Source organism: Stenotrophomonas sp. YJH_SMC_65 (genome assembly GCF_059369475.1).
The window spans coordinates 70,918-84,871 of the sequence record NZ_JCAFSR010000006.1 but is presented as its reverse complement, the minus strand read 5'-3'; the positions used below and the strand labels follow the sequence as shown (position 1 = coordinate 84,871).

The window sequence follows — 13,954 nt, the reverse complement described above, 5'->3', positions numbered from 1 at the left end:
GGCAATCGGGGGATGCCCCGATTTTCACCGATGCGGTCACATACGGCAAACCTGGCCAGCGTATCGGATCGTTGCGTGGGCGGCTTGTACGGGCGAGATATCAAGCCTTGTTGAGAGATGGCAGGCCCTGACGGGCCGAATGGTGCCTACCTATGGGGGGCTCCAGGCGTAGCCGTCGATGATCACACCATCTGCCGGCGCTGGGTCTCTTCCAGGGCAGGCTCGGCCTGCTGCGGCGAGGCGGCCAGCTGCTTGTCCAACTGATGAATCTGCCGCAGCGACTCCGCAACGGGTGGCTGAAGGGCCGTTTCAATGTTGATGTGGGCACGCAGATGGCCCGGGTCATCCAAGGCTCCTTGAATGACGAAGACGTTCTCCGGCCTTGGGGGCTGACCAGCCGGCAAGCCCAATACCACATGGTCGATCCGTTCCAGACCTTGTGCCCGGGCAAGTTGGGTGAGGCTGGCCGCCATGCGTTGGCTGGCTTCATCAGATGCGCGACCCAACGATGCGTCCAGCGCGTGGACGCCGGCGAGTGCCTGCTGGTGAAGCGATGCCGAGGCATCGCTCAGCGATGGGATGCTGGTTTCCGGCCGTTCGGTTGCCGGTTGCGGCTGCGAAGGACTGGTGGGCCGCACGCGCTCTGCCTTGCGAATGGACTCGATCAGCTCCCGCGGTGTATCGGTGAACAGCAGTTCGCCTGCATCCAGGGACTGCCCGGTAACCTTGTTCACGGTACTGGTCGCCCACGATGCGCAGGTATTGCCATATGACCAGGTGACATTTTCGCCCAAGGCCTGGTCAAGTCGCTTGACCTGCTCGGGAGTCAATTCGTAATAGCGTGAGGCCGAAGGTGTGGCCCGGGCTTCCATGCCTTCGCGGATGTCCGAACCTGGGCCATTGTCCTCAACGAGTGGATGGTTGTCTGGCCACAGGCCATGGAACGTCGTATGGCCGTTTCGCGTCACCGAGATCCAGGCGTGGCCGTCCACGAACTGATTGAACGACCCCTGTGTATTGGGGGTCTACGTGACTATGGATGCCGAGGACGACCTTGTCGCTCATGGGATGCCCTTACGGAAAAATCTGTGTTTCGCCATCGGCGTACAGCATCACCACGCGCGGCGCCATCAAGGGAATTTCCTGACGGGCCGGGCCAGCAGGTCCGGGCTTCACGTCGCGCCGCAGCATGGTTGTGCATTGGCCGGATATGGGGCAGCGATCAACAACGACTTTCATGGTGTCCCCTTCCACGACATAGCTCATCCCTGCCGCGTAATACATGCTTTCCATCGGTTCATTGAACTGGACCTGGAGCTTCGACGCGGAGAGCTGGGTGACGACGACCGGCTCAAGGCTCGATTTGGAATAGCTGGGTTTCACGTGATCTCCTGAACACCCTGACAGGGGGGCCGCCAGCGCAACCCACGCGAGCGCAGCGTACACATGGCGGCGAGTGATGCAGGCTCTCGTCACGGAGCGGCTCCTTCGTTGGTCCGCTGATTATGCACGGGACGACCTATGAGGCGCGTGCAACAGCGCACAGCCTGGAAACCGGGTGCAGGAGCTGGCAACGGTATACGGTCAGGGCCGCGCCTGCCCCGAGGCCGCGGGCGGGTGTGTGGAGCAGCGCCGGGCAGGGCCCGGCGCACCCATTACCCCTTACCAGGTGTACTTGATCCGCCCGTACACATACGCGCCGTTGAAGCCGAACGGCGAGTAGTTGCTGTACGGCAGCATGCCGAAGGTGGAGTTCTGCAGGTCTTCGGTGCGGTCCGGGTACTTGTCCAGCAGGTTGTCGGCACCCACGGTCAGGGTCCAGTTGCTGCTGGGCTTGTAGCTGGCCGAGGCATCCACCACCCAGGCGTCGCCGTAGGTCTGGTCACGCAGCGCGGTGGCCGAGTTGCGCACGGTGAATTTGCCGTAGCGGGTGGCGGCCAGGCCCAGCTCCCAGTGGTCCGAACGCCAGGTGCCGCTCAGGATCGCCTTGTCGCGCGGGTAGCTGTCCTCGATGCGACCGATCTCATCACGGCCGATCAGCGACTGGGTCAGGCCCAGCGTGCCGAACACCGGCGGGGTGCCGCCAACGCGGCGCACTTCGGTGTCGTTGTAGCTGTATGCCGCGGTCAGCTCCAGGCTGCTGGCGCTGAACGGTACCGTGTAGCTGGAGACGAAGTCGACACCGCGGGTGCGCGTATCCAGGCCGTTGGTGAAGTAGGAGAACGCGGTCACCTGCGGCAGGCCCAGGGTGCCCAGCAGCGCGCTGGTCGCGGCATTGGTGGTGATGCTCGACGACAGTGCGATGCGGTCATCGATGTCGATCTGGTAGGCATCGACGGTGATGTACAGGCGGTCGACCGGCTGCAGCACCAGGCCCAGGCTGTAGGAGGTGGAGGTCTCGGCCTTCAGCGGCGAGGCGCCCAGCGCCTGCGCGGCCTGGCTGGTGGTCGGGAAGGTGCCGCGCTCGACGAATACGCCATTGAGGAACTGGCTGGTCACCGCCTGGTAGCCCTGCTGCGCCAGCGAGGGCGCGCGGAAACCACTGGAGGCGGTGGCCCGCAGCGCCACCTTGTCGGTGAACGCGTAGCGCGCCGACAGCTTGCCCGAGAAGCGGTCGCCGAAGTCCGAATAGTCTTCGTAGCGGCCGGTGATGCCGGCCGAGAACTTGTCGGTCAGGTCCGCTTCCAGGCCGGCATAGACCGCGTAGTTGTGGCGGTCGGCATGCACTTCATTGGTCGGGGTGAAGCCCGCGAAGCCCTGCGCGCCGCTGCCGGTGTACGAGTTCAGTTCGCCCGGGTTCTGGTCCCACTTCTCCTTGCGGTACTCACCGCCGAAGGACAGCGTGACCGGGTAGGCCAGGCCCCAGTCCAGCGACTTGGTCAGATCGGCATTGAAGATGTCCTGCTGGTACTTCAGCGTGCCGTCGTAGAACGAGCGCGGGCTGGTCGCACCCAGGCTGTAGTTGATGCTGTTGCGGGTGTGGAAGTCCAGGGTGTTCTCGCCGTGGTTCAGGCTCAGGTCCCAGGTCCAGCCGTTGTCGGTGTTGCCCTTGACCCCGGCCACCAGCGAGCGGTCCTTGGAATACTGGTTGATCTCCGGCACGTAGCCGTCCGGGTAGGTCTGCGCCAGCAGCGCGCTCTGCCCGCTGTGGTTGCGCGAACGGTAGAACGCGAACGAGGTGATGTCGCGGTTGCTGAGCAGCGCGCTGGCGTAGCCGGTCACGTGGTCGCTGAAGTCGAAGCTGGCGTTGGCCGAGGCCGCGGTGGCATCCACGCGCGGGTCGCCGACGATGAAGGTCTTCTGGCCGATGCTGGGGAAGTTGCCGGTGTTCGGCGTGGTGCCGCGGTACGGGCCGGCGCGGTTGCTCTCGTCCTGCTGGCTGATCTGGCCGGCCACGTGCACGCGGCCGCGGCCGTTGCCGAACTCGACGCCGGTGTCGCCGGACAGCTGGTACTTGTTGCCGTCGCCGGCCGAGTACTGGCCGTAGTCCACTGCCAGGCTGCCGCCACTGCCGCTGCCCTTGAGCACGATGTTGATGACGCCGGCGATGGCGTCCGAGCCGTACTGCGCCGAGGCACCGTCGCGCAGCACTTCCACGCGCTCGATCGCGGCGATCGGGATCGCGTTGATGTCCACCGCCGACGAGCCACGGCCGATGCTGCCGTTGACGTTGATCAGCGCCGAGGTGTGGCGGCGCTTGCCGTTGACCAGCACCAGCACCTGGTCCGGCGACAGGCCGCGCAGCTGCGCCGGGCGCACGCCGCTGGTGCCGTCGGTCAGCGCCGGGCGCGGGAAGTTCAGCGAGGGCAGGGCGCGCGACAGTGCGGTGGCCAGTTCACTGGTACCGGTGGACTGCAGCACTTCGGGGGTGATGATGTCGATCGGCGACTGCGATTCGGCGACCGTGCGGTCGGCCACGCGGGTGCCGGTGACGATCACCGTGTCCAGGGTGTTGGCGGCGGTGCCGGCCTGCTGTGCAGCGGCGACGAACGGAGAGCCACCGAGTGCGACAGCGACGGCGGCGGCGATCAGGCGGGTCTTGCGGGTCATCGGGATGGGCTCCGGTTGGCGGGGGCGGCACCGGAATCGACATCACGAGCGTGAGGCGGACGGCGGTTGTTGCGGTGCGCAATACAGCAATTAACGGGATATTCAGTGCCTGTCAAATGCCAGGCGTCAGAAAAAACGTTGCAGCAGCAACCATTTAGCCCGGATCAGCGCTGGCAGGAAGGGACCCCGGGACGCGCGCGGCGGGGACGTGGGAGAGAGGAACGTCGGCCACTGCGCATCCCGGGACGCGTCAAGTATTCGTTAACGCTAGAATTGCGTCGCAGGAACAGTGCTCACCAGCACATTCCATCCGGTTATATGGACCCCTCCCCCGATGATCTCCCTTCGTAATTTCGCCTTGCGCCGCGGCGAGCGGCTGCTGTTGTCCAATGTCGACCTGACCCTGCACGCCGGTTACCGGGTAGGTGTGGTCGGCCGCAACGGTGCTGGCAAGTCCAGCCTGTTCGCGGCGGTGAAGGGCGAGCTGGAGGCCGACAAGGGTGACGTCGACCTGCCCGGCAAGGTGCGCATCGCCAGCGTGGCCCAGGAAACCCCGTCGCTGCCGGATCCGGCGCTGAGCTTCGTGCTGGGCGGCGATACCGAGGTGGCCGCGGTGCTGGCCGAAGAGGCCGAGGCGACCGCGCGCGAAGACTGGGAGGCGGTGGCCAACGCGCACACCAAGATGGCCGAGATGGGGGCCTACGACGCCGAAGCGCGTGCCGGCAAGCTGCTGCACGGCCTCGGCTTCCCTGCCGAGACGCACCACCGTGCGGTGTCCTCGTTCTCCGGTGGCTGGCGCGTGCGCCTGAATCTGGCCCGCGCGCTGATGATGCCCAGCGACCTGCTGCTGCTCGACGAACCGACCAACCACCTGGATCTGGACGCGGTGTACTGGCTGGAACAGTGGCTGCTGAAGTACCCGGGCACCCTGCTGCTGATCTCGCATGACCGCGAGTTCCTCGACAACGTGGCCACCCACACCCTGCACCTGCATGGCGGCGGCGCCAAGCTCTACCCGGGCGGCTACACCGATTTCGAGCGCCAGCGCGCCGAACAGCTGCGCCAGCAGCAGATCGCGCACGAGAAGGAACAGGCCGAGCGCGCCCACCTGCAGAGCTTCATCGACCGCTTCAAGGCGCAGGCCAGCAAGGCTGCGCAGGCGCAGAGCCGCATGAAGCGCCTGGCCAAGCTGGCCGGCACCGAAGCGGTGCGCGCCGAGCGCGAGTTCCGCATCGAGTTCGCGCCGCCGGCCAAGCTGCCGTTCTCGCTGATCCGCCTGAACCACGTCGAGGCCGGTTACGGCAAGGACGCGGTGATCCTGCACAACGTCGGCTTCGGCCTGGAAGCGGGACAGCGCATCGGCCTGCTCGGCCCGAACGGTGCGGGCAAGACCACCCTGGTGAAGACCCTGGTGGGCGAACTTGCACCGATCGTCGGCGAGCGCATGGCGCACCCGGACCTGAAGATCGGCTACTTCGCCCAGCACACCGTGGAATCGCTGCACGAAGGCCAATCGCCGATGGAGCACTTCCGCGAGATCGCCCCGGACGCACCGAACCAGTCCTTCCGCGATTTTCTCGGCAAGTGGAACTTCCCGGGCGATCGTGCATTCGAGCCGGTTGATGGCTTCTCCGGTGGCGAGCGCGCGCGCCTGGCGCTGGCGCTGATCGCCTGGCAGCAGCCGAACGTGCTGCTGCTGGACGAACCGACCAACCACCTTGACCTGGAAATGCGCGAAGCACTGGCCGAAGCGCTGGCCACCTTCGAAGGCGCGATCGTGATGGTCTCGCATGACCGCCACCTCATCGGCCTGGTCTGCGATACCTACTGGCGCGTGGCCGATGGTGTGGTCGAACCGTTCGATGGCGACCTGGACGCGTACGCCGCGTGGCTGCGCACCCGCCCGCAGGCGCAGGGCACCAAGGCGCGCATGGAGCAGGTGGAAGAGCCGGTGGTGGTCAAGACCGCACCGGTGGCGCAGGTGGTGCAGAAGAAGCCGGTGAACCCACACAAGCTGGCGGCTGCCGAGGCCAAGGTGGCCGAACTGGAGGGCGCGCTGGCCGAGCTCGACCGCCAGCTGGCCGACCCGGCCAACTATGCCGATGCCACCCGCATGGCGGTGATCGGACGTGACCGCGAAACCACCGCCGCGCAGCTGGAGAAAGCCGAAGCGGCGTGGATGGAGCTGCTGGAGTCCTGATCACGCAAAAAAAAAAGGGGACGGAGGGGATTAAGTCGTTTGTGCCACAAACGACTTAATCCCCTCCGTCCCCTTTTTTGTTACGTGCCCTGCGCCTGCAGCCATTCGCGGAACCGCTTGGCCGGTTCGCGCTCGGCGCGCGAGCGCAGCCGCGTCAACCAGTAGCGGCCCAGCTCCAAGGTGGTGCCGAAGGGCTGCAGCAGGCGGCCTTCGGCCAGTTCCTGCTCGAACATGCACAAGGGCAGCAAGGCCACGCCGGCGCCCCCGGCGGCGGCCATCGCCACCGTCAGTGAGGAATCGAACACCGGCCCGCGGGCTTCCACGCCGCTCACCCCGGCCGCCTGCAACCAGCGCGGCCATTCGTCGCTGCGGTAGGAACGCAACAACGGCAGTGTGGCGAGGTCGCGCGGTTGCTTCAGCCGCCGCGCCAATGCGGGGGCGCACAGCGGTGCGAAGGGCGCATCGAGGATTGCCGTGCAGGCCTGGCCCTGCCAGTCGCCATCGCCGAAGCGGATCGCCAGGTCCAGCCCTTCGCCGGCCAGGTCGATACGGTTGTTGTGGGTCTGCAGGCGCAGCTCGATGTCCGGGTGCGCGGCTTCGAACGCCGCCAGCCGTGGCAGCAGCCAGCCGGTGGCGAAGGTACCGACCACGCCCAGCGTCAGCACCTCGCGTGCCGGGCCACCGGTATAGCGCGCGATGCTGGCGGAAATGCGCTCGAACGCTTCGTTGAGCACCGGGTACAGCGCTGCCCCTTCATCGGTGAGCGCCACGCCGCGTGGCAGGCGATGGAACAGGCGGATGCCAAGCCGGTCCTCCAGCCCACGGATCTGATGGCTCAGCGCGGCCTGGCTGACACACAGCTCGAGCGCGGCACGGGTGAAGTTCTGGTGGCGGGCGGCGGCTTCAAAAGCGCGCAGCGCGTTCAGCGGCAGGGTAGGGTGCAACATCGAAAAGCCGTGAGCCAGGATGATGGCTGATCGTACCCGTTCAATGAGGAATTTCGTAAATCTCAATGAGTTGATCGCGACAGGCATGAATTCCACTTATGGCTTGCCTTGATTTTTCGCGCTGGTCGGCTGCAGGGGAGGCGCCAATAATCGAGCGGTCACCAGGAGAACCCCTATGCTCGCCCGTCGCCGATTCCTGCAGTTCAGTGGTGCTGCCGTTGCGTCCTCGCTGCTTGCCCCGGCGCTGGCGCAACCGGTTTCCGCCTCGTCTGGCATACCCGCCGCGAACGCCGCCATTGCCGGCGCCGCCGATTTCGCCGCGCTGGAGAAAGCCAGCGGTGGCCGCCTGGGCGTCACCGTGCTGAACACCGGCAACGGCCGTCGCATCGGCGGGCATCGGCAGGATGAGCGCTTCCCGATGTGCAGCACGTTCAAGTCGATGCTGGTCGCCCATGTGCTGAGCCTTGCCGATGCAGGCCGCGTTTCGCTCGACACCCGTGTGCCCATCGCCGGGAAGGATCTGCTGTCCTACGCTCCGGTGGCGCGCCGCCACGTGGGCAAGGATCTGACCGTGCGCGACCTGTGCCGGGGCACGCTGACCACCAGCGACAACACGGCGGCCAACCTGCTGCTGGAGGTGGTGGGCGGGCCGTCGGCGCTGACGGCATTCCTGCGCGGGCAGGGCGACAGCATTACCCGCAATGACCGCAACGAGCCGGACGTGAATCTGTTCGCGAAGGGAGACCCGCGCGATACCACCAGCCCGGCCGCGATGGCCACCAGCCTGGCCCGCTTCGCGGTGGGCAATGGCCTGCAGCCTGCATCGCGCCGGCAGTTCGCCGATTGGCTCATCGACAACCAGACCGGCGATGCCTGCCTGCGCGCCGGGCTGGGCAAGCGCTGGCGGGTGGGGGACAAAACCGGCAGCAACGGTGATGACACGCGCAACGACATCGCCGTGCTGTGGCCGCATGCGGGCGGCACCGCGTGGGTGGTCACCGCCTATCTGCAGGGCGCATCGGTCGATGACGACCAGCGCGCAGCAGTGCTTGCACGGGTGGGGGCGCTGGCCGATGCGATGATCGGATGAGGTAACCGGGGTCATTGGGAAATGGCTTGCCGGATCGGTCGGGCACGCGCATCCTGCGCGCGTTCGAACCCCACGGAAGACCCCGATGAGCCATGAGTTGATCTACCTGCTGCTGATCTTCGCGCTGCTGGTGATCCCGCGCGCACTGCAGCGATTCAGCCTGCCGGCGCCGTTGACCTGCCTGCTGTTCGGCATCATCGGCATGCTCTGGCTGGGCGACCAGGCACACGACGCGGTGATCGGCCTGCTGGCCACGCTGGGCATTTCCTCGCTGTTCCTGTTCGCGGGCCTGGAAGTGGATCTGCAGGCGCTGCGGCGTGGCATGTGGCCGCTGCTGGCGCACCTGGTGATCCGTACCGGCACGCTGTTCGGCGTGGGCTGGCTGGCCTGGCGCTATGCGGGGCTGCCATGGCAGGCCGCTGGGCTGCTGGCGCTGGCGCTGCTGACGCCCTCCACCGGCTTCATCATGGATTCGCTGTCGCGGCTGGGCCTGAGCGAGGACGAGCGGTTCTGGGTCACCAGCAAGGCCATCGCCGGCGAACTGCTGGCGCTAGCGGCGTTGTTCATCGTGCTGCAGGCCGGCGACCCGGGCCACATGGCGCTGTCCAGCCTGGCCCTGCTGGCGATGATGATCGGCCTGCCGCTGCTGTTCATCGCGCTGGGCCGCTGGGTGGCGCCGCACGCGCCGGGCTCGGAGTTCTCGCTGCTGGTGATGGTCGGCATGGTGGCGGCGTACATCACCTATCTGCTGGGCGTGTATTACCTGGTGGGCGCGTTCATCGCCGGCCTGGTCGCGCGCCTGCTGCACCAGCGCATGCCGCTGCTGGCCTCGCACGAGAACCTGCACGCGCTGCGCCTGTTCGCCTCGTTCTTCGTGCCATTCTATTTCTTCAATGCCGGCACCAAGGTGCCCAGCGAAGCCCTCAGTTTCGAGGCGCTGGGGCTGGGCATCGTGATCACCCTGGTGGTGCTGCCGCTGCGCATCGGCGTGGTCTGGCTGCAGCGCCGGGTGATGTTCGGCGAGAGCTTCCGCAGCAGCCTGCGCGTCTCGCTGGCGCTGGCCCCGACCCTGATCTTCACCCTGGTGCTGGCGGCGATCATGCGCGAGCGTTTCCAGATTCCGGCGGTGCTGTTCGGCGCGCTGCTGCTGTACGCCGCACTGACCACACTGTTGCCGTCGCTGGTGTTCCGCACACCCTTCGACGTCGATCCGGTGGAGCAGGAGCCGGCGGGCAAGGGCGAGTCCGCGCCGGTAGCGGCCACCGAGACGCGGCCGGAACCTCACATCGCCGAACGCTGACCGGTTGCCGCGCGCGGTTTGCGCCCGTCGGCCATGGCCGTTAGGGTTGGGGCATGAAACTGCCTGCCGTTGTCACCGCTTCCGCCCTCCTGCTCAGCCTCGCTGCCTGCTCGCAGCGTTCCGATACGGTCGCGCATGATCTGGCGACCGCACCGGCCGATGCCTTCATGGCTGCCATCGCCGCGCATTGCGGCCAGGCCTATGAGGGCCGGGTGGTGGAGGACACGCCGGCACCGACCGGCAAGGACCCGTTCGCCGGCCAGCGCCTGGTCATGCATGTGCGCGGCTGTGCCGACCCCGCCCATGAACTTCGGATTCCCTTCCATGTGGGGGATGACCATTCGCGCACCTGGGTGCTGACCCGCACCGGAAACGGCCTGCGCCTGAAACACGATCATCGCCACGAAGACGGTAGCCCCGACGCGATCACCCTCTATGGCGGCGACAGCACGCCACCGGGCACCGCCGAGCGCCAGCGGTTCCCAGCCGACTCCGATTCGGTGGCGATGTTCCGTCGTGCCGACATGCTGGCCTCCACGCACAACACCTGGGCGATGGAGATCGACCCCGACCAGACTTTCGTCTACGAACTGACGCGCCCGGAAGGCCGCCGTTTCCGCGTGAAGTTCGACCTGAGCAAGCCGGTCGAGCTGCCGCCCGCACCGTGGGGCGACGAGAAGGCGCCAGCACCCTGATCTTCGGGTCGGATCCCTCCTGCGGAGGGTCCGACCCGGTCACTGCATGAACCCACGGGTCAGAGCCCTGGCCGTCGGCCAGGGATCCGACCCCGGGGCTCAGCGCGCGCTGAAGCGTGCACGGCAGCCGTTGCTCACCCACACCTGGCCGCGTGCATAGCCCCAGCTGCGGCCTTCCTGGCAGGCACTGCCGGACAGCTGCTGCTGCAGCACCGGCCGGCCCTGGCGCTCATCCCAGTCGCAGTTCTGCGTGCGGTTGTTGTTGCTGCTGCAGGTGATCGAATAATTGCTGTTGCCGCCGCCCCAGCCACCGCCGCCGCCCCAGCCGCGGGCCTCGGCGAACTCGGCGCGGCAGCCGTTGCTGACCCAGACCGCGCCGTTGCGCACGCCCCAGGTGCGGCCTTCATCGCAGGGGCTGCCGGACAGCTGGCGGACCAGGCGGGCGTTGCGCCAGCCGACCGGGCAGCTGCGCTCACGGTTGCTCTGGCTCTCGCAGCGGATGGTTTCGCCGGGACGGCCGTTGTTGCCGCCCCAGCCACCGCCATTGCCACCGCCCCAGCCGCCGCGGGCTTCAACGAACTCGGCGCGGCAGCCATTGCTGACCCAGATGCTGCCATTGCGGCTGCCCCAGGTGCGGCCCTCGTCGCAGGCGCTGCCGGACAGCTGGCGGACCAGCTGCGCATTGCGCCAGCCGGTGCTGCAGACACGTTCACGGTTGTTCTGGCTTTCGCAGCGGATCACCCCGTCCTGCGCAGCGGCCGGAGCAGAGGGCAGGGCGAGCACGGCCAGAGTGCTCAGGGTCACGGCCAGGCTGGCCAGGGACAACGATTTCATGGCGGCATCCCATACGGTGGCAGGTGCCCGACTATAGGGACCGGGGCGATCAAGCCGGCGTGACTGCCCGGATTTGCCCCGGCCGGGGCCTCGGCCGCAGAATACGAGGCTTTCCGGCCCCCATCCGGTGCCGGCGTTCTCCAGCGGAGCTTCCCCCCATGCGTACCCACTTCTGCGGCCTGGTCGACGAGACCCTGATTGGCCAGACTGTCACCCTCGCCGGCTGGACCGACGTGGCCCGTAACCAGGGCGGCGTCTGCTTCATCGATCTCCGCGATCATGAAGGCATCGTGCAGGTGACCGTGGAGGTCGACAACGCCGACGTGTTCGCCGTGGCCGCGTCGCTGGGCTATGAGGACGTGCTGCAGGTGGAGGGCGTCGTGCGCGCCCGCCACGCGGTGAACGACAAGATGCGCACCGGCAAGGTGGAAGTGATCGCCACCGCCATCACCGTGCTGAACAAGGCCGCCCCGCTGCCGTTCCACGCCCACGAGAACCCGGGCGAGGAAACCCGCCTGAAGTACCGCTACCTGGACCTGCGCCGCCCCGAAATGCAGCGCATGCAGCGCACCCGCATCAAGCTGGTGCAGGCGCTGCGCCGCCACCTGGACGAAAAGGGCTTCCAGGACATCGAGACCCCGATCCTGACCAAGGCCACTCCGGAAGGCGCGCGCGACTTCCTGGTGCCGGCGCGCATGCATCCGGGCGAGTTCTACGCCCTGCCGCAGAGCCCGCAGCTGTTCAAGCAGATCCTGATGGTGGCCGGGTTCGACCGCTACTACCAGATCGCGCGCTGCTTCCGCGACGAGGCCCTGCGTGCCGACCGCCAGCTGGAATTCACCCAGCTGGACATGGAGTTCGCCTTCGTCCGCGAACGCGATGTGCAGGACTTCGTCGAGGACATGATCCGCGCCATCTTCAAGGAAGTGGTCGATGTCGAGCTGGATGCCAGCTTCCCGCGCATGACCTGGGCCGAGGCGATGCGTCGCTATGGTTCGGACAAGCCGGATCTGCGCATCGCGCTGGAACTGGTCGACGTGGCTGAACTGGTCAAGGACAGCGAGTTCCCCGTGTTCACCGGCCCGGCCAACGATGCCGAAGGCCGCGTCGCCGCGCTGCGCATCCCGGGCGGCGCGGCGCTGAGCCGCAAGCAGATCGACGAGTACGCCGCGCATGCCGCCAAGTACGGCGCCAAGGGCCTGGCCTACATCAAGATCGCCGACAACGGCGAAGTCAGCTCGCCGATCCAGAAGTTCTTCAGCGAAGAGCGCTTCGCGGCGCTGGTGGCCCATGTCGGTGCCGGCAACGGCGATATCGTGTTCTTCGGTGCCGGTGGCTACAACAAGGTCTCCGACTTCATGGGCGCGCTGCGCCTGAAGGCCGGCAAGGACTTTGGCCTGGTCGCCGACGGCTGGGCACCGCTGTGGGTCACCGACTTCCCGATGTTCGAGTGGGACGAGGAAGAACAGCGCTACGTCGCCCTGCATCACCCCTTCACCGCACCGGCCGTGGACGACATCGCCGACCTGCGCGCCAATGCCCGTACCGCCGTCTCGCGCGGTTACGACATGGTGCTCAACGGCAATGAAATCGGCGGCGGTTCGATCCGTATCCACCGTCCGGACATGCAGAGCGCGGTGTTCGAGCTGCTGGGCATCGGCGCCGAAGAGGCCCGCGCCAAGTTCGGCTTCCTGCTCGACGCGCTGAACTACGGCGCGCCGCCGCACGGTGGCATCGCGTTCGGCATCGACCGCATCGCCGCGCTGATGGCCGGAACCGAGTCGATCCGCGACGTCATCCCGTTCCCGAAGACCACCGGTGCACAGGATCTGATGACCGACGCGCCGTCGCCGATCGTCGACGCGCAGCTGGCCGAAGTGCACATCCAGGTTCGCCCCAAGACCAACTGATCAGGAGATCCAGGCAATGACCGAGTTTGCGTTTTCGCTGGAGTGGGAAAAGCTGGGCAATGAAGGCTCCGAGGCCACCCTGGTCACCGAGCGTGCACGCGTGTTCGGGGGGTGGCTGGTCCGCGTCGGCACCAATCCGGCCGCGATGGCCCTGACCTTCGTCGCCGACGGCGAAGGCCGTTGGGACGGTGAAGACTTCGGCGTCGAGGACTACGAGGACGACGAAGAGGAAGAAGAGTACGACGAGGACGAGGAAGGCGAGGAAGAAGAGGACGAGGACGAAGAGGAATACGAGGAAGAGGACGAGGAAGAAGAAGCGGAATCGCCTGGAAAGGCTTGACCCGCGCTTCGCCCTGACGTCAACTTCCTGCATGTATTCGATCCGCCGCGCCACTGTGGACGACGCGCCGACCCTGTCGGCGCTGGCCGCACGCACGTTCACTGAAACCTTCGGCCATCTGTACCCGCCGCAGGACCTGCAGGCCTTCCTCGAGGAGGCCTACACGGTCGAGCGCCAGCGCGTGATCCTGTCCCACCCCGATTACGCGGTGTGGCTGCTGGAACTGGATGGGGAGGCGGTCGGCCATGCCGCCGCCGGCCCCTGTGGCCTGCCGCATCCGGATGTGAAACCCGGTGACGGCGAACTCAAGCGCCTGTACCTGGTCAAGACGCAGCAGAGCTGCGGCTGGGGCAGCCGCCTGCTGGAAACCGCGCTGGCCTGGCTGGAACACGAAGGCCCGCGCACGTTGTGGCTGGGCGTGTGGTCGGAGAACTTCGGCGCGCAGCGCTTCTACGCCCGCTACGGCTTCGAGAAGGCCGGCGAGTACCTGTTCCCTGTCGGCGACACCCAGGACCTCGAATTCATCCTGCGCCGCGCGCCGCGCGCGGCCTGACGTTCACCGCCGCTTGCCGCGCGCGCGTGTTCAAT

Annotated in this window: 12 protein-coding genes; 7 read left to right on the top strand and 5 right to left on the bottom strand. The window is 67.0% G+C overall.

The window, feature by feature from the left end:
- Positions 1-182: 182 nt before the first annotated feature.
- The 3 genes from AC5P7A_RS12735 to AC5P7A_RS12725 form a co-directional block, all read right to left on the bottom strand.
- Positions 183-992: an XVIPCD domain-containing protein gene (locus AC5P7A_RS12735; protein WP_053092054.1), complete on the bottom strand. Its 810-nt coding sequence runs from the start codon at positions 990-992 to the stop codon at positions 183-185.
- Positions 993-1,074: 82 nt separating this feature from the next.
- Positions 1,075-1,383, bottom strand: a complete 309-nt coding sequence (locus AC5P7A_RS12730) for a hypothetical protein (protein ID WP_005418535.1) — start codon at positions 1,381-1,383, stop codon at positions 1,075-1,077.
- A 279-nt stretch (positions 1,384-1,662) separates the two neighbouring features.
- Positions 1,663-4,050 carry a TonB-dependent receptor plug domain-containing protein gene (locus AC5P7A_RS12725; RefSeq protein WP_014648176.1) on the bottom strand — a complete coding sequence of 796 codons (2,388 nt, stop codon included), beginning with the start codon at positions 4,048-4,050 and terminating at the stop codon, positions 1,663-1,665.
- Between the two features lie 334 nt (positions 4,051-4,384).
- On the opposite strand from AC5P7A_RS12725, the gene AC5P7A_RS12720 reads away from it, so the two are divergent.
- Positions 4,385-6,250, top strand: coding sequence for an ABC-F family ATP-binding cassette domain-containing protein (locus AC5P7A_RS12720; RefSeq protein ID WP_014648175.1), 1,866 nt, complete (start codon positions 4,385-4,387; stop codon positions 6,248-6,250).
- 80 nt (positions 6,251-6,330) lie between these two features.
- Here AC5P7A_RS12720 and ampR read toward each other — a convergent pair whose 3' ends face one another.
- Complete coding sequence (gene ampR, locus AC5P7A_RS12715) at positions 6,331-7,197, bottom strand: LysR family transcriptional regulator AmpR (RefSeq protein ID WP_049440344.1); 867 nt, start codon at positions 7,195-7,197, stop codon at positions 6,331-6,333.
- Positions 7,198-7,372: 175 nt separating this feature from the next.
- Here ampR and blaL2 point away from each other — a divergent pair, with 175 nt between their 5' ends.
- From blaL2 to AC5P7A_RS12700, 3 genes are all read left to right on the top strand, one after another.
- On the top strand, positions 7,373-8,287 hold the full coding sequence (gene blaL2, locus AC5P7A_RS12710; protein ID WP_134967265.1) for a L2 family extended-spectrum class A beta-lactamase: 915 nt from the start codon (positions 7,373-7,375) through the stop codon (positions 8,285-8,287).
- A gap of 85 nt (positions 8,288-8,372) precedes the next feature.
- Entirely contained in the window at positions 8,373-9,587 is a 1,215-nt protein-coding gene (locus AC5P7A_RS12705) for a cation:proton antiporter (protein ID WP_014648172.1), read from the top strand.
- A gap of 53 nt (positions 9,588-9,640) precedes the next feature.
- The gene (locus tag AC5P7A_RS12700) at positions 9,641-10,282 is read left to right on the top strand and encodes a hypothetical protein (RefSeq protein ID WP_049406173.1); all 642 of its coding nucleotides are present in this window, start codon (positions 9,641-9,643) and stop codon (positions 10,280-10,282) included.
- Positions 10,283-10,381: 99 nt separating this feature from the next.
- Here AC5P7A_RS12700 and AC5P7A_RS12695 read toward each other — a convergent pair whose 3' ends face one another.
- The gene (locus AC5P7A_RS12695) at positions 10,382-11,116 is read right to left on the bottom strand and encodes a DUF3011 domain-containing protein (RefSeq protein WP_032958942.1); all 735 of its coding nucleotides are present in this window, start codon (positions 11,114-11,116) and stop codon (positions 10,382-10,384) included.
- A 158-nt stretch (positions 11,117-11,274) separates the two neighbouring features.
- Here AC5P7A_RS12695 and aspS point away from each other — a divergent pair, with 158 nt between their 5' ends.
- The 3 genes from aspS to AC5P7A_RS12680 are packed head-to-tail and all read left to right on the top strand — an operon-like array spanning position 11,275 to position 13,919.
- Positions 11,275-13,026 (top strand): aspartate--tRNA ligase, encoded by a 1,752-nt coding sequence (gene aspS, locus AC5P7A_RS12690; protein WP_111206115.1) that lies wholly within the window; start codon positions 11,275-11,277, stop codon positions 13,024-13,026.
- 16 nt (positions 13,027-13,042) lie between these two features.
- Entirely contained in the window at positions 13,043-13,366 is a 324-nt protein-coding gene (locus AC5P7A_RS12685) for a hypothetical protein (RefSeq protein ID WP_014648168.1), read from the top strand.
- Positions 13,367-13,397: 31 nt separating this feature from the next.
- Positions 13,398-13,919: a GNAT family N-acetyltransferase gene (locus tag AC5P7A_RS12680; RefSeq protein ID WP_014648167.1), complete on the top strand. Its 522-nt coding sequence runs from the start codon at positions 13,398-13,400 to the stop codon at positions 13,917-13,919.
- Positions 13,920-13,954: the final 35 nt, after the last annotated feature.